16 protein-coding genes and 2 pseudogenes are annotated in these 18,841 nt (G+C 66.4%); 12 read left to right on the forward strand and 6 right to left on the reverse strand.

Annotated elements, in window-relative coordinates:
- Window positions 1–13: 13 nt before the first annotated feature.
- Together ACSQ9A_RS16075 and ACSQ9A_RS16080 are read right to left on the reverse strand one after the other, a co-directional pair.
- Window positions 14–685, reverse strand: a complete 672-nt coding sequence (locus ACSQ9A_RS16075) for a gamma-glutamylcyclotransferase (RefSeq protein WP_436304336.1) — start codon at window positions 683–685, stop codon at window positions 14–16.
- A gap of 94 nt (window positions 686–779) precedes the next feature.
- Window positions 780–1,376 carry a TetR/AcrR family transcriptional regulator gene (locus tag ACSQ9A_RS16080; protein WP_436304337.1) on the reverse strand — a complete coding sequence of 199 codons (597 nt, stop codon included), beginning with the start codon at window positions 1,374–1,376 and terminating at the stop codon, window positions 780–782.
- Between the two features lie 109 nt (window positions 1,377–1,485).
- On the opposite strand from ACSQ9A_RS16080, the pseudogene ACSQ9A_RS16085 reads away from it, so the two are divergent.
- The 3 genes and pseudogenes from ACSQ9A_RS16085 to ACSQ9A_RS16095 form a co-directional block, all read left to right on the forward strand.
- Window positions 1,486–1,755: pseudogene (locus ACSQ9A_RS16085) on the forward strand (acetyl-CoA C-acyltransferase); the annotation flags it as partial.
- 108 nt (window positions 1,756–1,863) lie between these two features.
- Window positions 1,864–2,022, forward strand: a pseudogene (locus ACSQ9A_RS16090) (acetyl-CoA C-acyltransferase); the annotation flags it as partial.
- Between the two features lie 14 nt (window positions 2,023–2,036).
- Entirely contained in the window at window positions 2,037–4,355 is a 2,319-nt protein-coding gene (locus ACSQ9A_RS16095; protein WP_436304338.1) for a molybdopterin-dependent oxidoreductase, read from the forward strand.
- Window positions 4,356–4,395: 40 nt separating this feature from the next.
- On the opposite strand, the gene ACSQ9A_RS16100 is transcribed toward ACSQ9A_RS16095, so the two are convergent.
- From ACSQ9A_RS16100 to ACSQ9A_RS16110, 3 genes are all read right to left on the reverse strand, one after another.
- Window positions 4,396–4,617 carry a hypothetical protein gene (locus ACSQ9A_RS16100; RefSeq protein WP_436304339.1) on the reverse strand — a complete coding sequence of 74 codons (222 nt, stop codon included), beginning with the start codon at window positions 4,615–4,617 and terminating at the stop codon, window positions 4,396–4,398.
- A 65-nt stretch (window positions 4,618–4,682) separates the two neighbouring features.
- Window positions 4,683–5,864 carry a thiolase family protein gene (locus ACSQ9A_RS16105; RefSeq protein ID WP_436304340.1) on the reverse strand — a complete coding sequence of 394 codons (1,182 nt, stop codon included), beginning with the start codon at window positions 5,862–5,864 and terminating at the stop codon, window positions 4,683–4,685.
- Window positions 5,865–5,900: 36 nt separating this feature from the next.
- The gene (locus ACSQ9A_RS16110; protein ID WP_436304341.1) at window positions 5,901–7,532 is read right to left on the reverse strand and encodes a 3-(methylthio)propionyl-CoA ligase; all 1,632 of its coding nucleotides are present in this window, start codon (window positions 7,530–7,532) and stop codon (window positions 5,901–5,903) included.
- Between the two features lie 181 nt (window positions 7,533–7,713).
- Here ACSQ9A_RS16110 and ACSQ9A_RS16115 point away from each other — a divergent pair, with 181 nt between their 5' ends.
- The 4 genes from ACSQ9A_RS16115 (at window position 7,714) to ACSQ9A_RS16130 (ending at window position 10,744) form a co-directional block, all read left to right on the forward strand.
- On the forward strand, window positions 7,714–8,304 hold the full coding sequence (locus ACSQ9A_RS16115) for a 2-hydroxychromene-2-carboxylate isomerase (RefSeq protein WP_436304342.1): 591 nt from the start codon (window positions 7,714–7,716) through the stop codon (window positions 8,302–8,304).
- 25 nt (window positions 8,305–8,329) lie between these two features.
- Window positions 8,330–10,006 (forward strand): AMP-binding protein, encoded by a 1,677-nt coding sequence (locus ACSQ9A_RS16120; RefSeq protein WP_436304343.1) that lies wholly within the window; start codon window positions 8,330–8,332, stop codon window positions 10,004–10,006.
- Between the two features lie 49 nt (window positions 10,007–10,055).
- On the forward strand, window positions 10,056–10,352 hold the full coding sequence (locus ACSQ9A_RS16125; protein ID WP_436304344.1) for a YciI family protein: 297 nt from the start codon (window positions 10,056–10,058) through the stop codon (window positions 10,350–10,352).
- A 77-nt stretch (window positions 10,353–10,429) separates the two neighbouring features.
- Window positions 10,430–10,744: a LysR substrate-binding domain-containing protein gene (locus ACSQ9A_RS16130; RefSeq protein WP_436304345.1), complete on the forward strand. Its 315-nt coding sequence runs from the start codon at window positions 10,430–10,432 to the stop codon at window positions 10,742–10,744.
- Here ACSQ9A_RS16130 and ACSQ9A_RS16135 read toward each other — a convergent pair.
- Window positions 10,716–11,366 (reverse strand): TetR/AcrR family transcriptional regulator, encoded by a 651-nt coding sequence (locus ACSQ9A_RS16135; RefSeq protein ID WP_436304346.1) that lies wholly within the window; start codon window positions 11,364–11,366, stop codon window positions 10,716–10,718. The two genes, ACSQ9A_RS16130 and ACSQ9A_RS16135, sit on opposite strands and share 29 nt — an antisense overlap.
- 68 nt (window positions 11,367–11,434) lie before the next feature.
- On the opposite strand from ACSQ9A_RS16135, the gene ACSQ9A_RS16140 reads away from it, so the two are divergent.
- The 5 genes from ACSQ9A_RS16140 to ACSQ9A_RS16160 all read left to right on the forward strand — a co-directional run bounded on the left by ACSQ9A_RS16140 (window position 11,435) and on the right by ACSQ9A_RS16160 (window position 18,732).
- Window positions 11,435–12,904 carry an efflux transporter outer membrane subunit gene (locus tag ACSQ9A_RS16140; protein WP_436304347.1) on the forward strand — a complete coding sequence of 490 codons (1,470 nt, stop codon included), beginning with the start codon at window positions 11,435–11,437 and terminating at the stop codon, window positions 12,902–12,904.
- Window positions 12,901–14,049, forward strand: a complete 1,149-nt coding sequence (locus ACSQ9A_RS16145) for an efflux RND transporter periplasmic adaptor subunit (RefSeq protein WP_436304348.1) — start codon at window positions 12,901–12,903, stop codon at window positions 14,047–14,049. The genes ACSQ9A_RS16140 and ACSQ9A_RS16145 overlap by 4 nt, the downstream gene beginning before the upstream one ends.
- Window positions 14,046–17,141 carry an efflux RND transporter permease subunit gene (locus ACSQ9A_RS16150; RefSeq protein WP_436304349.1) on the forward strand — a complete coding sequence of 1,032 codons (3,096 nt, stop codon included), beginning with the start codon at window positions 14,046–14,048 and terminating at the stop codon, window positions 17,139–17,141. The genes ACSQ9A_RS16145 and ACSQ9A_RS16150 overlap by 4 nt, the downstream gene beginning before the upstream one ends.
- Before the next feature lie 77 nt (window positions 17,142–17,218).
- The gene (locus ACSQ9A_RS16155) at window positions 17,219–17,797 is read left to right on the forward strand and encodes a TetR/AcrR family transcriptional regulator (RefSeq protein ID WP_436304350.1); all 579 of its coding nucleotides are present in this window, start codon (window positions 17,219–17,221) and stop codon (window positions 17,795–17,797) included.
- Between the two features lie 107 nt (window positions 17,798–17,904).
- A complete protein-coding gene (locus ACSQ9A_RS16160) occupies window positions 17,905–18,732 on the forward strand; it encodes an oxidoreductase (RefSeq protein WP_436304351.1) in 828 nt (275 codons plus the stop codon).
- The last annotated feature ends 109 nt before the right edge of the window (window positions 18,733–18,841 follow it).

Consider the following 18,841-nt stretch of genomic DNA (forward strand, 5'->3'; position numbering starts at 1 on the left):
GCAAGATGGGGCTTCAGCCTGCCGCGGCACGCAGGCGCTCCATCCCGGCGTCGCGGATGCCCAGCGCCGCGAGTTTTTGGACCGTGGCGTCGAAGTACTCGCGGCAAGTCCCCAGGCTGCCCGCTCCCGTGTTGATCATCCGCGCCATTTCCTGGATCGGCAGTCCCTTGGTGTAACGAGGATGCGAACGATTGACGGTGAACGTGATCGCGCGCACCGGTGCGCTGCAGATGTGCGCCGTCACCCATCGGGGCTCGTAGATCTCGGTGAGCATCTCCCTTCTCCAAAGCACCCGCAATTCGTCGCGCACCTTGCGTGCGTCGATCTGCAGCAGCATGCCATGGCATGCGCCGCCACGGTCGAGCGCGAGCATCAGTCCGGGCCGCTCCGGCGAGCCGCGCCCGATGATTGAACGCAGGCAGAAGCTGCGGTGCCAACCGTGGACTTTCGCCGGTCGCACGTCCGCATGATTCAGCGCGGGGTTCCACATCAGCGATCCGTAGCCGAAGACAAGAACGGCCGCGTCGCGCTCGTGCTGCGACAGAATGGTGTCAATCGAAGCTTCCAGCTCCTCGACTGTGCGCAGCCGCGCGTCGGCGGGGAGCTGTGCATAGACCTTCGCCATGAACGCGTCGTCGAGAAGCTCCTCACGCGTGACTTGCACGCGCTGCGTCGCGGCGTTCATTGCGGGGTGCGGACGGTGCCGGTGATGCGGATCGTCCGGGTGCGCGCGTCGTGCCCCACACCCAGTTCGACCGAGCCCGCGGCCATCGGGGGCTTCATTGCGCTACGCGCTTGCGTCGCGACGCGGGTGCCGGATCCAGTGCGTGCGTCTCGTCGATGAACCGCCGGCTCGACGCGAGGATGTCCTTGCGGGTGCGTTCCGATTCCACGCAGCGCGCGAGCACCAGTGCGCCGACGCATTGCGCGATGAGTGCCCACGCAGCGTCAGGATTGCCGATACGGCTCGCCCAGCTCTTCTGCAACTGCTTCAGGCCGTGCTCCACGGTGGCCTTCACCCCCGGATCGGCGCGGGCGATTTCCGGGCCCAGGGCCGGAAGCGCACAGCCAGTTTCGGGATGCAGCGCGTGGTAGGAACTCAGGTAGCTGCGCAAACGTTGCGCCACGTGATCCGGCGGCGAGTTCTCGTCGCCCGCCAGCATTTCACCGCTGTTGGCGATTTCCGCAGCGACAACCTCGCCGAACAGGGCCTCCTTGCTCGGGAAATGGCCGTAGAAGGCGCCTCCTGTCAGGCCGATGCTGGCCATGAGTTCGTCGACTCCGGTGGTGCCAAACCCGCCCTTTTTCGCGATGGCGCGGGCGCTGACCAAGAGCTTCTTGCGGGTTTCCTCCTTGTGGGAGCTGGGATAGCGCATGAGGCAACTCTCCGAATTCCTGTTGACAGGGCTTCGATCGTAACATAGGATTCGTTTGATAAACGACCGTTTTGTTACTGGCCGCCACCGATCAATCCGGAGCACCCCCATGAGAGAAGCTGTCATCGTTTCCACCGCACGTACCGGCATTGGCCAGGCCTTCCGCGGATCGCTGAACAACATCAAGTCGCCCAGCCTCATGGGCCATGTCGTCCAACACGCGGTGCAGTGCGCGCAAATTGATTCGCAGGAGGTCGAAGACGTCGTCGGCACTGCGATGGCCGGTGGCACGGCGGGCATGAACCTGGGCCGACTCTCCGCACTTGCAGGCGGCCTGCCATTCACCGTGCCGGGCCAGACCATCGATCGGCAGTGCGCTTCAGGCCTGATGCCCCCGATGCGGAGATCGTGCCGATCCCCACGACGATGGGTGTGGCCGACAAGCACACCGGCGTCATCAGCTATCCCGAACTGCTCAATGTCAACGGGTGCGGCATCTTCCATTGGGCGCCGCTACGGCATGACGGGCGCGCGCCTCGTCGGACATGCGCTGATCGAAGGCAAGCGGCGCAGCGCACGTTACGTCGTCATAACAATGTGCATCGGCGCCTGCATGGGGGCCGCCGGGCTGTTCGAGGTCGCGTAGGTCGGGAGCATCGGATGGACCACCCCGCACAGGAGCCGACGTGGCACAAGTCGGCCTGCAATCTCTGCTACATCAACTGCGGTCTCGAGCTGGGCGTCGAGGGCACGGGCACGGGGGCCCGCATCGTGCGCGTGCGCGGCGATCGTGACAACCCTCGCACGCGCGGTTACCTGTGCAACAAGGCGCAGTCGATTCCGAACTACGTTCACCACGGGGACAGGCTGACCACACCATTGCGTCGCAGTGCGGATGGCACGCACGAACCGATCTCGTGGGAGACCGCCATCCAGGAGATCGCCGAGCGCCTGGGCAGCGCCGTCGCGGCGCACGGCGGCCGCTGCATCGCGCTCGGCGGTTCGGGCGGCCAGGGCAACCATGCGGGCGGCTTCTATAGCAGCACGTTCCTGCGAGCGCTGGGCTGCCGGACCGTTTTCCACACCTGGGCGCAGGAGAAGACCGGCGACGCTTGGCTGAACGGCCATATGTTCGGCTCCCAGGCGTGCCGGACTGCCGAGGACGTGCATCACTGCGACCTGCTGCTGCTCATCGGCACGAATCCGAAGATTGCGCACGGCTTCGTCAATGCACGCGAGCACCTCAACGAGATCCGCAAGGATCCGGCGCGCAAGCTGATCGTGATCGACCCGCGGCGCACCGAGAGCGCCGAGGCTGCAGACCTTCACCTCGCAATTCGGCCTGGCAGCGATGCGTTCCTCATGGGCGCCTTGCTGGCGGAACTGCATCGCAGGCGCGCTTTCGACGAGGAGTTCCTCGTCACCCACGCGCTGGGCGTCGACGAGGTGAAGGCCGCCTTGGCATCGATACCCATCGCGCAGTGGTTGGCCGCCGCAGATGTTACTGCCGACGACTTCGAGTGCTTGGTGCAGATGGTGATCGAAGCCCGCGCGATGGTGGTGCGCGTCGAACTGGGCGTCCAACAGGGCCTGAACTCGACCCTCAACGCCTATTTCGAGAAGCTGCTGATCCTGATGACCGGGAACTTCGGTCGCCGCGGCACCAACTGGCTGCACGACTGGCTGGGCCCCTTTCTCGGCAACTCACCGGGCGTGCAGCATGCGTCAACGGGGGCCGAACTGATCTGCGGCTTTCTCTCGCCCAACCGCATGGCCGAGGCGATCCTCGCCGACCATCCCGAGCGCATCCGGGTGCTTTGGGTGGACAGCACGAATCCGGTCAACACCGTGGCGGGCACGGCGACGTTGAAGCAGGCGCTGCGCGAGCTCGACCTCCTGGTGACGGTCGACGTGGCCTTCACGGAGACTGCGGCCGTCTCGGACTACGTGCTGCCGGCCGCCTCGGTGTTCGAGAAGTGCGAGTTCACCCTCTTCACTTTCGACGCCCCGGCGAACTATTTCCACGTGCGCGCGCCGGTGCTGCCGGCGCTGCCCGGCACCCTGCCCGAGCCGGAGATCTACCTGCGTCTTGCGCGGGCGATGCGACTGCTTCCGCCCGAGGAGCTGATCGAAGAGCTCGCAAGCAAGGCCTCCGATCCGCTCACCTTCGGCAAGGCGTTCGCCGCCACGATGGCGGCTGACCCACGGATGAGGAGGCTCGCGCCCCACCTGCTGTACCTGACGCTTGGGCGCACTTTGCCTGGCGGCACCGCTGCGGCGGCGCCGCTGTGGATCTACTGCCACGAGGTTGCGAAGAAGCGCCGCGATGCGGTCGCGCAGGCCCTCGGCGTCAATCCCGTGGCGCAACCCGCTTCCGTACTCGCCGAACTGCTGTTCCGTACTGTGGTCGAGTCGCGCTCGAGCGCGATGTTCAGCCTCTCGGACGAGACCTGGAGCCTCGTCGAGCATGCCGACAGAAAGGTGCGGCTCGCCGTCCCGCGCATGCTCGAATGGATGCGCCGGCTCGAGCCGGCTTCACTCATGCCGCCGCCCGAGCTTCCTTTCGTGCTCTCGGCCGGGCAACGGCGCCTGCAGAACGCGAACCAGATCCTGCGCGACCCGGCCGCCAAGCGTGCCGACCCCGACGGCGCCATGTACATCCACCCACAGGACCTGGCGGAACTCGGCGTCGCGGACCAGGGTTGTGTGGTGGTGGAGAGCCGGTACGCCAGCCTCGTGGTTCGCGTACATGCCACCGATTCGATGCGCCGCGGCCATGTCATCCTTCCCCACGGCTATGGCCAGTCACATCCGGACGAGACGGGCCGGCGCGTGCTTCGCGGACCGGCGCTGAACTGGCTCACCGACGCGGCGCACCGCGACCCGATCGCAGACACGCCGTTGCACAAGTTCGTGCCCGTGCGCCTGGCCGCGGCAAAGCCCGGCGCTGTCGTGGGTACTGTTGAATCCGTGCCATAAGGCCCTACAAGAAGGCGTCGACGACGGTGCCTCCGGTCGCTCAGTGTTCCGCGATGGCGACCACGCGCGGCCGTGCGAGCGTCCGGCCCACCATGTGCCGGGCGAACAGGTACTCCAACAGGGCGCGCCGGCCGAGGTCGTCGAGCGGCACGTTGCCCCGTTCGTCGCAGGGGAAGACATAGAGGCCGCCGTCGGCGTGCAGCGAGGGGAACTGCAGTGCCCACCGCGCAACAGGACGCGAGGCTTGGTCGTTAGCAGTCATAGCGTGGCCAACAGGATCGACCGCGCAGCTTTTCCGGGTCATCACGATGCGCTCACACGATTGCTTCAGGCCCGCTCCACGCACAGCGCGATGCCCTGACCCCCACCGATACACAGCGAAACGACCGCCCGCTTCTCGCCGGTCCGCTTCAAGGCATGTGCGACCTTGGTGACGAGGATCGCCCCCGTTGCGCCAATCGGATGCCCGTGCGCAATCGCGCCGCCGTCGACATTGAACTTGTCAGGGTCGATCTTCAGTTCGTCGCGCACGGCCATCGCGATCGCCGCAAAAGCCTCGTTGACCTCGAATCGATCGACGTCACCCACCTTCCACCCGGCACGGTCCAGCGCCTGCCGGATCGCCGGCAGCGGGCCGAGGCCGAAGAACCCGGGCTCGACCGCAGCAACGCCGACGCCGCGGATTGCCAGCATGGGCTCGAGGCGCAGGTCACGGGCGGCAGCCGCATCGCACACGATCATCGCGGCGGCACCGGCGTTGATGCCGGGCGCGTTGCCCGCCGTGATCGTCCCGTCCGGACGAAATGCCGGCTTGAGCCGGGCCAGCGTCTCGGCGGTCGTGTCCGGCCGCGGCGATTCGTCGGCAGCAAAGCTCGAGCGGCTCTTCGGCGTGTCGAACGCGAATGGCTCGATCTCGTCCTGGAAGTGCCCGGCTGCCTGCGCGCTCACGAAGCGCTGCTGGCTCTGCGCCGCGAACGCGTCCTGGGCCTCGCGGCGGATCTCGAACTTGGCCACGAGGTCTTCGGTGTGCCAGCCGGAGTGCTTGCCGGAGAAGGCGTCTTGAAGGCCGTCGGTCAGGAGCGCATCGATGGTTTCCGCGTGGCCCATGCGCGTGCCGAACCGCATGCCGGGCAGCAGGTACGGCGCCCGATCCATGTTCTCCATGCCGCCTGCGACCGCGACGCGGGCCAGCCCGGCGGCGATCTCCGCATAGGCCGTCGCCACAGCCTGGGCGCCCGAGCCGCAGACGCGGTTCACGGTCATCGCCGGCACGCTCACCGGCAGGCGGGCAAGGACCGCTGCCTGCCGCGCAACGTTCATGCCATTGCCGGCCTGCACCACGTTGCCCATGACAACGGCGTCGACGCGGGCCGGGTCGAGGCCCGCGCGACGAACGGCGGCCGCAATGGCGTGCGCACCCAGCGCCGCGGCGGGCGTTCCCTTGAATGAGCCGCCGAAGCTTGCGATGGCGGTTCGGACCGGGGAACAGATGAAGATGTCTTGGTTCATGGCAGGGCTCCAGTGGTGTGAAATATCGCTTGGTCGCTACGCTGACACCGGCAGCACGTAGTCCCGCAGCATCTCGCGCAGCTTGTTCTTGAGCATCTTGCCCGTCGCTCCGAGCGGGATGGCGTCGACGAAGATCACGTCGTCGGGACGCTGCCACTTGGCGACCTTGTCCTCGTAGAACCCGATCAGGTTCGCCGCCGCGACCTCCATGCCGGGCCGCTTGACGACCACGATGATCGGGCGCTCGTCCCACTTGGGATGCGGGACCCCGATGCAGGCGGCCATGTGGACCGCAGGATGCGACATCGCGATGTTCTCGATCGCGATCGAGCTGATCCACTCACCGCCCGACTTGATCACGTCCTTGGTGCGATCGGTGATCTGCAGGTAGCCGTCTTCGTCGATCGTCGCCACGTCCCCCGTGCGGAACCAGCCGTCGCCGTCCAGCGGGTCGCCGCCCTCCCCCTTGAAGTACTCCTGGATGACCCAGTGTCCCTTGACCTGCAGGTCGCCGAAGGTCTTGCCGTCCCACGCGATCTCTTCCCCGTCCGACCCGACGACGCGCATGTCGACGCCATAAGCGCTGCGCCCCTGCTTGAGGCGAACGCGTGCGCGCTCTTCCGCCGGCAGCGCCAGGTGTTTGCGTTTCAACGCGCCGAGCGTGCCGCAAGGGCTTGTTTCCGTCATTCCCCAGGCATGCAGGACGTCCACCCCCAGGTGGTGGAAACGCTCGAGCATCGCCCCCGAGCACGCGGCTCCGCCGATGACCGTTCGGTTCAGCGTCGAGAAGCGCAGATCGCCGGAGGTCACGTGCGCCAGCAGCATCTGCCAGATCGTGGGAACACCGGCGGCGCAAGTGACCTGCTCGTTCTCGATCATGTCGTGGATCGACTTGCCGTCCATGGCCGGCCCGGGAAGCACCAGCTTGCAGCCGGTCAGCGCAGCGCTGTAGGGAATGCCCCAGGCATTGACGTGGAACATCGGAACCACCGGAAGGACGCTGTCGGTGGCCGACAGGTTGAATCCGTCAGGAAGTGCCACGGCATAGGCGTGCAGGATCGTGGAGCGGTGACTGTAGACAGCCGCCTTGGGCTTGCCCGTGGTTCCGCTCGTGTAGCACATGCTGGACGCCGAGTTCTCGTCGAATACCGGCCACTCGTAGTCGGCCGGCTGCCGGCCGATCCAGCTCTCGTAGCTGACCAGACCAGGCAGGCCGCTGTCTGCCGGCAGGTGGGCGTCGTCGCACAATGCGACGTAGTGCAGGATCGTCGAGCACTTCGAATGAATCGCCTGCACCAGCGGCAGAAAGCTCACATCGAAGCACAGGACCCGGTCCTCTGCATGGTTGGCGATCCAGATGAGCTGCTCGGCGGGCAGCTTCGGGTTGATGGTGTGCAGCACCCGACCGGAGCCGGACACACCGAAGTACAGCTCGAGGTGCCGGTACCCGTTCCAGGCCAGAGTCGCGACGCGGTCGGAGAACTGCAGGCCCTGCGCGTCCAACGCCCGGGCAACCTGACGCGAACGAGCAGCCACGTCGCGCCACGTGCAGCGGTGAAGGTCTCCCTCCACTCGGCGCGACACGATCTCTCCGTCCCGATGGTGGCGCTCCGCGAAGGTGACTAGCGATGAGATCAGGAGCGGGTGGTTCTGCATTGATGCCAGCATGTTGTCTCCGGATTTTGTAATTACGATCGTTTACTAAAACGTCCGCTAAGTCAGCGCACGTTAATAACTTAACGATCGTTTGTCAATAAAAGCGGTGCGCAGTGAAACCCCTGTTGACGGGAGTCGCACAATCACATAGCTTTCGTTCATCAAACGTCCGTTTACTCAAAGGAAGCATTGAATGCGCAAGTCAGTTGATTTTTTCTTCGACGTCGGCAGCCCGTCGTCCTACCTGGCGTGGACGCAGTTGCCGGGCTTGTGCGCCAGCCATGGCGCCGACCTCGTCTACCGACCGATGCTGCTCGGCGGCGTCTACCAGGCCACCGGCAATGCCTCGCCGGCCACGATCCCCGTCAAGGGGCGGTATACGCAGATGGACTACGAGCGCCACGCGCGGCGATACGGCGTTCCCTTCAAGGGAAATCCGCACTTTCCGATCATCACGCTGTTCCTCATGCGCGCGGTCACCGGAATTCAGCTACGTCGCCCCGAGCAGCTGCAGCAGCTGCTCGGCTGCGTGTTCAAGGCGCTCTGGATCGACGCGCTCAACCTGAACGACGCGCAACTCACGGCCCGCATCCTGACCGAAGGCGGATTTGATCCAGCCGAGATCGAGCGTCTGACGCAGGATCCCGAGACCAAGGCCGCGCTGAAGGCCACGACGCAAGAAGCGATCGAGCGGGGCGTATTCGGCGCGCCCACGCTCTTCGTCGGCGATCAGATGTTTTTTGGACAGGACCGAATGGAATTCGTTCGCGAAGCCCTGTCCTGAGTCCCGGCAACACGAGGGAAATCACATGGAACACCGACTCTGGCATGCCTCCTACCCGGCAGGGCTTCCCCACGACGTCATCCTTGACGAACGTGAAACCCTCGTCACCTTGTTGGAACGCGCGTTCACGAGGTACGCCGCCAGGACGGCCGTGACCTGCGCTGGCGAATCGCTGACTTTCGCCCAGGTGGAGCATGCGTCGGCGCTGCTCGCGCGGTCCCTGCAAGCGTCCGGGCTCAAGCGGGGCGACAGGGTGGCCCTCCTGCTGCACAACAACCTCATTTACCCCGTGGCATTGGCGGCCATCCTGCGCGCGGGCATGGTGGGGGTGACCATGAATCCGCTCTACACGGCGCGCGAGCTGGCGTACCAGCTGGCCGATTCAGGGGCGTCCGCACTGGTGGCTGCCGAGTCGTTCATGGGTCTCGTCAACGAGGTTCTCGATCAGACACAGCTTCGGTATGTCTTGACCGTGCCGATGCGAGAGGTGAAGCAGACACTGTTCGCGACGGCCGGCGAGTTGGATGCAGCGGCTGCGAGCCCTGGTCCCCAAGTCGTCAGCTTGCGCGACGCCACCTCCTCGCTGGCAGACGCCGACTTCGCCGGCGAGCATGTCCGCCCCTCCGACCTGGCCTTCCTGCAGTACACCGGCGGCACTACGGGCGTTTCCAAGGGTGCGTGCCTGACGCATCGCGGCGTGCTGGCCAGCTCGCTGCAGATGCGGTCGTGGCTGGGACTGGCACTCGACATCGACAAGTTCGAGATCGTGACGCCACTGCCGCTCTATCACATCTTTCCGCTCGGCATGACATTGACTGCCCTTGCAAGTGGCGCCCATAACCGCCTGGTGGTCAATCCGCGCGACACCCAGGCGCTTTGCGCAGAACTAAAGCGGGCTCCCTTCGACATGCTGATCGGCGTGAACACGATGTTCAATGCAATGGTGACATTGCCCGAGCTGAGCGGCATCGACTTCTCCCGCTGCAACGTGGTCATCGGCGCCGGCGCCTCGATCCAGGCGGCCGTTGCCGCCAAGTGGGTAGAGGCCGGCGGCCCGCCCATCACCGAGGCCTATGGGCTCACTGAAACATCGCCCAGTGTTACCTTCAATGCGCCTGGCCGCAACGGCACGATCGGTGCGCCGGTACCCTCCACCGACGTTCTGATCGTTAACGATGCGGGCGAGCCGGTTCCGCTCGGCACGCCCGGTGAGTTGCTGATCAAGGGCCCGCAGCTCTTCGCGGGTTACTGGAACCGCGAGGACGAGACACGCATGTCATTCACGCACGACGGCTGGTTTCGCACCGGCGATGTGGTCACGATGGATGCGCAAGGCTTGATGTACATCGTCGACCGCAAGAAAGACATGATCCTGGTCTCCGGCTTCAACGTCTATCCCAACGAGATCGAGGGTGTCGTCGCCATGCACCCGGACGTGCTCGAATGCGCATGCGTCGGGGTGCCGGACGAGCGCACGGCAGAGGCGCCCCACCTGTTTGTAGTCGGCCGCGCGCCGGGTTTGCAGGCCGAGCAATTGCAAGCGCACTGCCGCAGGCTCCTCGCGGCCTACAAGGTGCCGCGCCACATTACGTTCCTGGAGGCTTTGCCCAAATCCGCAGTAGGAAAGATTCTGCGCAAAGAATTGAGGCCGAGTAACGGCGGCGTCGCTGGTGCGGCGCAAAGGGAAGTTGGCGCTGGATGAAAGATCAATAGTCAACGTTCGGCACCATGGTGCCGCAAAGGAAATCCTCATGAAGTACTACCTGTGCAAGTTCCTGCCCCCGCGCTCGGACTTTCTTACGACGATGACGCCAGACGAAGGTGACCTGATGAAGCGGCATGGCGCGTTCCTCAACGATCTTCTCGACAAAGGCCTTGTCATTGCGCACGGTCCGGTAGACGATCCGGCCGGCGGGTGGGGCATGTCGCTCTATCAAATCGGCGACGATCAAGAAATCACGGCCTTGACCTCCCAGGATCCCATGGTGAAAGCAGGCGGTGCATGCTACGAGATTCTTCCAATGCGCCATTTGCGCGCACGCGGCTGAGCGCTCCAAAGCGCTTCTCAGCCAACGGCTTCTTGCACACGATTACTTCCTGGACGAGCTGACCGTGTCACAGCGACATGCGCTGCGTCCTCGAAGCCGCGCGTCAGGACGTCGGACTGGCGTTCGTGTTTCGCCAGTTTGCCGAGGAGGCCATACGGCGCGGCGAGTTGCTGGCGCTGTTGGACCGGCACTGTGCGCCGGCCGACACGTTTAACCTGTACTACCCGCACCGCGCTCCAATGCCGGGCAAGCCGCGAACGTTCATCGACTTCATGCAGGAGAAGAACCGGAAACGGCAGACCTCACGACCGACGGCAAGGGCTGAACGTCGAGCCGCGGCCGTGCCTCGTCAGAAAGGGCACGTCACGTTGTTTTCGCGTAGCCCGCGATGAACACCCGCACCGCTTCCCGCAGCAGCACCCTGTTCTCACGCGCATCGGGCATGTCGAGCATCATGAGCCCCCGGATGTGGCCGTCGCCGAGGAACATCGACAGGAACAAGTCCGCAGCTTGGCGCGGGTGCCGGATGTTCAGCGCGCCGGCCGCATCGGCGCGGCGCAGATAAACCGCCAGGTCATCGATCAACCTCTCGGGACCCTGCCTGTAAAACACCAAGCACGCCTCGCGCTGCACCGCGGCGGCTCCATAGATCAAGCGAAACTGGCCCAGCACGCCCTCTTCGCGCGCCAGCGCGAGGAACTGCTCTCCGACGGACAGCAGCGCCTTGTGAGGCTGCGTCGGGTCCAGCGCTTCGACGCTTGCGACCCCGCCCATCACTCGGTCTGTGCGATCGCGAATCGCCGCCTCGAACAGCCCTTCCTTCGACCCGAAGTGGCTGTAGATGGTCATCTTCGAGACGCCGGCGTCTGCGGCTATGGCGTCGACGCTGGCCCGCTCCAGACCGTGCGCATTGAAGTGGCCGTGCGCCGCTTCCATGATGCGCCGCACGCGCTCGGGGTCGCGCGGCCGGCCGCGACGCGGCGGGGGAGCGACATCGTCCTTGGTGTTGGGCATCGTCTACTTTTATGTACTTGACAGTCCAGTATAGCCCACTACAATTAGTGGACCAGGACGTACAGTATATGAAACCTCTCATCCCTCCTGCCCGACTGGCCCGCGTCGTTCCCGCCGCCGCGGCGCTGGCGCTCCTCTCGGCCTGCTCGGTAGCGCCCGTGCAGCCCCCGGGGCCTTCGGTGCCGCTGGCCGCCGCATTCACGCAGGCCGGACCGGCTGCCGCGGCCGCCCACGCCCTCGATGGCGCCTGGTGGGACGGCTACGGCGACCCGACGCTGGCGCGGCTGGTCAACGAGGCCTTGGCTGCCAACCAGGACGTCGCGATCGCGCTGCAGCGTGTCGCTCAAGCTCGCGCGGGTGCCGATGCGCAGGGCTCGCGTCTGTGGCCCACGGTGGGCGTGCAGGCTTCCGCATCCCGCAGCGAAAGCGGGTTGCCCGAGCCCGTCAAGCAAGGCATGCCCGACACCCGTGCGCTGCGCGTCGGAGTCGATGTCGCCTGGGAGCTCGACCTCGCCGGTGGCGTGCGTGCAGCGCGCGACGCGGCGCAGGCCGACGCGGCCGGCGCAGCCGCCGGTGTGGAAGGTGCGCGGCTGCTGGTGGCCAGCGAGGTCGCGCGGCAGTACTTCGTGCTGCGCGGCGCCGAGGAGCGGCTGCGCATCGTGCACGCGCTGGCGGCGTCCCAGCGCGAGACCGCCGCCCGGGTCGAGAGCCGCCTGCGCGAAGGCGAGGCCAGCGCTTTCGACCTGGACCGTGCGCGGGCCGAGGCCGACGCCCTCGACGCGCAGGTACCCCCGTTGCGCACTCTGGCCGGCGTCTCGCAGACGCGGCTGGCCGTGCTGCTCGGACGCAGCCCGTCGACCCGCGTCGTCGACGAGAACGCCGGCTTTGCGTGGCCTGCGGCGCGCGAGATCGGCACCGGCCAGCCGAGCGAACTGCTGAGGCGCCGGCCCGACCTGATCGCTGCCGAGGCGCGCGTGGCGGCCGAGGCGCTGCGCGGCGCCGAGGCACGCGCCCAGTGGTGGCCCAAGCTCTTCCTGAGCGCCCTGCTCGGCCGCCAGGATCTGCGGCTGAACGCGCTCGATCTCGCGCCGGTGCACTTCTCGAGCGTCGCGCTGGCCTTTGCCGCGCCGGTATTCAATGCCGGCCGCATCGACGCCGGCATTCGCGCGCAATCGGCGCGGGCCGAGGAAGCGCTGCTGGCCTGGCAAAAGTCGGTGCTGGTGGCCGTGCAGGAGGTCGAGGACAGCCTGCTCGTGCGCACGCAGGAGTCCCAACGCCACGCCGCGCTCGAACGCACCGTCGACCACCGCCGCCGCTCGCTGCAGCGCGCCAGCTCGCTGCATCACGAAGGTCAGGTCGACCTGCTGGTGCTGCTCGACGTGCAACGCTCGGTGTTCGCCAGCGAACTCGCGCTGTCGGACAGCCGGCTTCAGCGCGTGCTGGCCGACGTGCAGCTCTACAAGGCGCTGGGCGGTGGACTCGCCCCTGCGCAGCTCGGCACTGCCCCAACTCCTCTTACCGCAAGGACACCCCAGTGAACAGGCCCCTTTCCGCCGTATCGCTCGCCACTGTTGTCGCCGCCAGCGCGCTGCTGGCCGGCTGCAACGAACCGCCCGCCCCCGCCGCCGTCGTCAAGCCGGTCTTCGTGACCACCGTGACGCAGGCCTCATCCGCGCAGATCCGCACGTTCAACTCGGTCGTCCGGGCCCGTGTCGAGACCGAACTGGGATTCCGCACAGGCGGCAAGGTGGTCGAGCGGCTGGTCGACGTGGGCGACGTCGTGAAAGCCGGCCAGGTGCTGGCGCGGCTCGATCCGGCCGACCTTCGGCTGGCCGTGAGCGCCGCCGCCGACCAGGTGCAGGCGGCATCCGTGGACGCGCAGCAAGCCGCGTCCGACGAGGCGCGCTTGCGGCGGCTGTTGGCCGATGGCTCGGTGGGCGCTGCCGACCACGAGCGCCAGAAAGCGCGCGCCGACGCTGCCGCGGCCCGGCTCGAGCAGGCGCGCCGCCAGCTCGACTTGGCGCGCAATCGGGACGGCTACACAACGCTCGTGGCGCCGTATGCCGGCGTGATCACCGCGCTGCGCTTCGAGCGTGGCCAGGTGGTGGCCGAAGGCCAGGCGGTGCTGTCGCTGGCCCGAGAAGGCGAGCGCGAGATCGTCGCCGACCTTCCGGAGGACTGGGTGGGCCGTGTCCGCACTCTAGCCGCCACGGCCACGCCGTGGGACGACACGAAGTCGTCGCTGCGGCTGGTGCTGCGTGAGGTGTCTCCACTGGCCAGCGCGCAGGGCCGGACCTTTCGCGTGCGCTACGCTGCGGCCCCGGAGTCGCGCGCCCAGGTTGCCGCCCTGCCTCTGGGCAGCACCATGCAGTTGAACCTGTCGGGACCGTCCGCCGGCTCTGCGACCGCGGTGCTTCCAGTCACTGCACTGGTGAAGGGCAGCGGACCGGCAGGCGTCTGGGTGCTGAATGACAAGGGCTCTGGCCTCGTCTTCGCCCCTGTCGAGGTGGTGTCGAACGGCGACGCCTCGGTGCGTGTCACGGGCCTCGCTGTCGGTAGTCGGGTCGTGAGCGTCGGGGCCCAGAAGCTTGACGCGGCCACCGCCGTGCGCGCTATCGAGCGCGCACCCGAAGCCGCACCCGAAGCCGCACCGACCGCCACAGTCGCCAAGAGCAGCTCATGAAACGCTTCAACCTCTCGGAATGGGCCGTCACGCACCAGCCGATGGTGCTGTTCCTGATCATCGCGACGCTCATCGTCGGCGTCATGTCCTTTAGCCGGCTGGGCCGCCTCGAGGACCCCAACTTCGACGTGCCGCAGATGACGGCCATCGTCGTGTGGCCCGGCGCCACCGCGCAGGACGTGCAGGACCAGGTGCTCAACCGCATCGAGCGCCGGCTGCAGGAGCTGGAGCACTTTGAATACGTGCGCAGCTTCGCGCGCCAGGGCTACGGCGGCATCACGCTGTGGATGAAGGGCGGCAGCAGCAAGGCGGACCTGGACAACGCCTGGTACCAGGTGCGCAAGAAGATCGGCGACATGCGGCAGGAGCTCCCCGAGGGCGTGCGCGGGCCCTTCTTCAACGACGAGTACAACGACCGCTACAGCGTGCTCTACGCGCTGAGCGCGCCCGAGCTCTCGATGGCCGAGCTGTTGGCGGTCACCGAAGACGTGAAGCGGCGCATCCAGGCCGTGCCCGGCGCCGCCAAGGTCGACGTGCTGGGCAAGCAGGCCGAGCGCGTGTACGTGGAGCTGTCGACGCGGCGGCTGGCCGCGTTGGGCATCGCGCCGACCGCGGTGTTCGACGCGCTGGCGCGGCAGAACCTGGTGATCCCGGCCGGCTCGGCCGATGCCACCCACGACCGTGTGCAGGTGCGGGTGGACGGCGGGTTGCGCAGCACCGCGGACGTCGCCAACGTCACGCTCGAAGTCGGCGGCCAGCTGCTGCGGCTGGCGGACATCGCGACCGTGCGCGCCGGTTACGAGGATCCGCCCAGCATGTCCATCCGACACAACGGCGTTCCGGTGCTGGCCATCGGCGTGACGATGCAGGCCAACGGCAATGTGCTGGACTTCGGGCACGCGCTCGAACAGCGGATGGCGCAGGTGCGGCAGGAACTGCCGGCGGGCGTGGAGATCCAGCAGTACGCCGACCAGCCGCGCGTGGTGGAGGAATCGGTCTGGGAGTTCGAGCGCTCGTTCCTGGAGGCGCTGGCCATCGTGCTCGCCGTGTCCTTCCTGTTCCTGGGCTGGCGCACCGGCATCGTGGTGGCCGCTTCGGTACCGCTGGTGCTCGGGCTGGTGGCGGCCGTCATGTACGCGGCCGGCTGGGCCCTGGACCGCATCTCGCTGGGCGCGCTGATCATCGCGCTGGGCTTGTTGGTCGACGACGCCATCATCGCGGTGGAGATGATGGTGGTGAAGCTCGAGGAAGGCTGGGACCGGTTGCACGCGGCCACCTATGCCTACACGTCCACGGCGTTTCCGATGCTGACCGGCACGCTGGTCACGGCCGCCGGCTTCATGCCGGTGGGTTTCGCCAAGTCGATCGCCGGCCAGTACGCGGGCGGCATCTTCTGGGTCGTCGGGGTGGCGCTGATCCTGTCGTGGCTGGTGGCCGTGATCTTCACGCCGTACCTAGGCGTGCTTCTGTTGCCAAAGAACCTGGCCGCCGGCACGCACCATGACGTCTACGACCGGCCCGTTTACCACCGGCTGCGTGCCGTCATCGATTGGGCGGTGCAGCACCGGGCCTGGGTGCTGGGCATCACGGTGCTGGTCTTCGCGATCGCCGGAGCCGGCATGCTAACGGTGCAGCAGCAGTTCTTCCCCACCGCATCGCGGCCGGAACTCCTGGTGGACCTGCGACTGCGCGAGGGGGCGTCGTTCGCCGCCACCGAGCGCCAGGTGAAGCTGCTCGAAGCGCGACTGGCGAAGGACCCTGACATCGAATTCTTCACCGCCTACACCGGCGCCGGCACGCCGCGCTTCTATCTTTCGATCCAGCCGGAACTCCCCAATCCGGGGTTCGCACAGTTCGTCATCAAGACGGCGGGCATTGAACAGCGCGAACGCGTCCGCGCACGGCTGATGGAGCTCTTCGACAAGGACGAGGCTCTGCCCGACGTCCAGGCGCGCGTTCAACGCCTGGAGTTCGGCCCGCCGGTGGGCTTCCCAGTCCAGTTCCGCGTTATCGGCCCCGACAAGGCGCAGGTGCGGGAGATCGCGTATCGGGTGCGCGACACGGTGCGCCAGAACGCGCTGGTGCGCGACACGCAGCTGGACTGGAACGAGCAGGTCCGCTCGATGCAGGTCCACGTCGATCAGGACAAGGCACGGCTGCTGGGCCTGTCCACGGCCGACATCCAAGGCCTGGTGCAGACCGCGCTGGACGGCGCGCCCGTGACACAGATCCGTCGCGGCGAAGAGCTCGTCGACGTGGTCGTGCGAGCGACACCTGAGGAGCGCAAGAGCATCGGTCAACTGAGCGACCTGCAAGTGTTCACGCGCAGCGGCGTGACCGTTCCGCTGTCGCAGTTGGCCCGCGTGGAGCCGAGCTTCGAAGAGCCAGTGCTGTGGCGACGCAACCGCGACATGGTGCTCACCGTGCGCAGTGACGTCGTCGACGGCGTGCAGGGTCCTTACGCCACGGCGCAGATCCGCCCGTCGCTGCAACCCATCGTCGACAGCTTGCCCGCGGGTTACCGCATCGAGGAAGGCGGCGCGATCGAGGAGAGCGACAAGGCCAACGAAGCGCTGTTCGCGGTGTTCCCGGCGATGTTCGCGGTGATGTTGACGCTGCTGATGATCCAGTTGCAGAGCTTTTCACGCCTGTTCATGGTGTTCATGACGGCACCGCTGGCGCTTATCGGGGTGGTGCCGGCGCTGCTGCTCTTCCAGGCGCCATTCGGCTTCGTCGCGCTGCTGGGCGTGATCGCGCTGAGCGGGATGATCATGCGCAACTCGATCATCCTGGTCGACCAGATCGACCAGGACATCGCGCGCGGCGTTGCGCCTTGGGCCGCCATCGTCGATGCGACGGTGCGACGCTCACGCCCCGTGGTGCTGACCGCCGCCGCCGCGGTGCTGGCCATGATCCCGCTCACGCACAGCGTCTTCTGGGGACCGATGGCCATCTCGATCATGGGCGGCCTCGTCGTGGCCACGGCGCTCACCCTCGTCTTCGTGCCGGCGCTGTACGCCGCCTGGTTCCGCGTCCGGCGTGAAAGTTCCGCCATGGGGCCGACGACGGCACCCGCGACGGCCGTCGCCTGAGGACCGGGATGGGTCCGATGCACGGTCGCGCCAACGCCACGGGTCGCCGCCGCAAAGAGGCACGGCCTCGAGAGCTCTTGGACGCGGCACTCGCGCTGTTTGTCGAGAAAGGCTTCGCCGGGTCGAGGGCAGAAGACATCGCCGCACGCGCCGGCGTTTCCAAGGCAACGCTGTACCTCTACTTCGCGAGCAAGGATGACCTGCTCAAGAGGCTGATTGCGGACGGCTTCGCATCTCATGTCGGCATCGGGGAGCGTGAGGCCGAGGACGACGTGGCAAGCGGCGAGTTGCTACGGGACGCCCTGACGGCCTGGCGATCGGCGCTCATGGAAGGGGATGCAGGCGGAATACTGAAACTGGTCTGCACGGAGGTACGCAGCTTCCCGGAACTGGCGGACTTGTGGTCGCGCGATCTGATCGAGCCGGTGCGTCGCCTCGTGTCCCGGCTTGTTTTGCGAGGCATTGCTCGCGGCGAATTCCGTCGTGTGGATCCGGACGTCGTGGTGTATGCATTGGTTTCTCCGCTCATCGTCATGTGCTTGCATCGACACGCAATCAGTCCTCATGTAGCGCCTGACTCTCTGACAAGCTTTCCCGAGCTGTTCAGCCAGCACTTCGAGTTCGTTCTTGAAGGGCTGATACAGAGGCCGCCTTAGCGGCCGAGTTCGGTCATTCGCAAGTTCGCCAGACATCTCGATTCGGCGTTCAGAGCACGCCTCAGCGTTCCCCGTACGGTCAAATTCAAATGGAAAGTGAGATAGCAATGTCAACAAATCAGAAACAGCAACAGCGGCCCGTGGCGATCGTCACCGGGGCGACGGCAGGCATTGGTGCAGCGACCGCCGGCGCGCTTCACGCCGCGGGGTACCGAGTGTTCGGGACCTACCGGAAGCTTCCGGCGACGAAGATGCCCGGCATCGACTATGTGGCATGCGATGTGACTAACGACCTGGAGGTCGACGCCGCGGTGCGCGAGGTGCTGGCCAAGGCCGGCCGCATCGATCTCCTGGTCAACAACGCAGGAGTCGGGTTGGTGGGGGCTACGGAGGAGTCTTCGCTCGAACAGGCTAAGTCAATCTTCGACGTCAATCTTTTCGGCGTGATCCGCATGACAAAGGCGGTCCTGCCGTTGATGCGCCAGCGGCGGTCAGGACGCATCGTCAACATCAGCTCGGTGATGGGCCTGATTCCCTCGCCTTTCATGGGGCTGTATTCATCCAGCAAACACGCGGTGGAAGGCTATTCGCAGGCGCTGGACCACGAGGTCAGAGTCTGCGGGATCAGGGTCGTTCTCGTCGAACCTGGCTACACCCGCACCACCTTCGAGAGCAACGCGCTGACAGCCGACCAGAAGAGCGAGCACTACGCAGTGGGACGAGCGAACGCCGAAGCCGTGTTGCGCAATGAGGTAGCGAAAGCCGACCCGCCGGAAGTGGTGGCCGGGACAGTCGTCACCGCCGCCACCGCCGCGAAGCCGCGCCTGCGGTACACGGCTGGTCGTGACGCCACAACGGTCAGTCTGCTCAGACGGTTCGTGCCGACGTCGGCGTTCGACAAGAGCTTGCGCAAGCGGATGCAGATGCCTGCTTGAGGCCGCCTGGATGGGCATCGTCGTAAGACTTCTCGAGCGGAACAACAGCCTGCACTGCGGGCAGGCCAAATTGGGAGTTGTCGATGGATGCGGATCAAGTCGCTCCAAT

The sequence above is a fragment of the Variovorax sp. LjRoot290 genome (genome assembly GCF_964253985.1).
Taxonomy (GTDB): Bacteria; Pseudomonadota; Gammaproteobacteria; order Burkholderiales; family Burkholderiaceae_C; genus Variovorax.

Bases quoted from the DNA above. Each gene is read 5' to 3' on its own strand.
- ACSQ9A_RS16075 (WP_436304336.1), bottom strand. From the start codon at position 685: ATGAACGCCGCGACGCAGCGCGTGCAAGTCACGCGTGAGGAGCTTCTC.
- ACSQ9A_RS16080 (WP_436304337.1), bottom strand. From the start codon at position 1,376: ATGCGCTATCCCAGCTCCCACAAGGAGGAAACCCGCAAGAAGCTCTTG.
- ACSQ9A_RS16095 (WP_436304338.1), top strand. From the start codon at position 2,037: ATGGACCACCCCGCACAGGAGCCGACGTGGCACAAGTCGGCCTGCAAT.
- ACSQ9A_RS16100 (WP_436304339.1), bottom strand. From the start codon at position 4,617: ATGACTGCTAACGACCAAGCCTCGCGTCCTGTTGCGCGGTGGGCACTG.
- ACSQ9A_RS16105 (WP_436304340.1), bottom strand. From the start codon at position 5,864: ATGAACCAAGACATCTTCATCTGTTCCCCGGTCCGAACCGCCATCGCA.
- ACSQ9A_RS16110 (WP_436304341.1), bottom strand. From the start codon at position 7,532: ATGCTGGCATCAATGCAGAACCACCCGCTCCTGATCTCATCGCTAGTC.
- ACSQ9A_RS16115 (WP_436304342.1), top strand. From the start codon at position 7,714: ATGCGCAAGTCAGTTGATTTTTTCTTCGACGTCGGCAGCCCGTCGTCC.
- ACSQ9A_RS16120 (WP_436304343.1), top strand. From the start codon at position 8,330: ATGGAACACCGACTCTGGCATGCCTCCTACCCGGCAGGGCTTCCCCAC.
- ACSQ9A_RS16125 (WP_436304344.1), top strand. From the start codon at position 10,056: ATGAAGTACTACCTGTGCAAGTTCCTGCCCCCGCGCTCGGACTTTCTT.
- ACSQ9A_RS16130 (WP_436304345.1), top strand. From the start codon at position 10,430: ATGCGCTGCGTCCTCGAAGCCGCGCGTCAGGACGTCGGACTGGCGTTC.
- ACSQ9A_RS16135 (WP_436304346.1), bottom strand. From the start codon at position 11,366: ATGCCCAACACCAAGGACGATGTCGCTCCCCCGCCGCGTCGCGGCCGG.
- ACSQ9A_RS16140 (WP_436304347.1), top strand. From the start codon at position 11,435: ATGAAACCTCTCATCCCTCCTGCCCGACTGGCCCGCGTCGTTCCCGCC.
- ACSQ9A_RS16150 (WP_436304349.1), top strand. From the start codon at position 14,046: ATGAAACGCTTCAACCTCTCGGAATGGGCCGTCACGCACCAGCCGATG.
- ACSQ9A_RS16160 (WP_436304351.1), top strand. From the start codon at position 17,905: ATGTCAACAAATCAGAAACAGCAACAGCGGCCCGTGGCGATCGTCACC.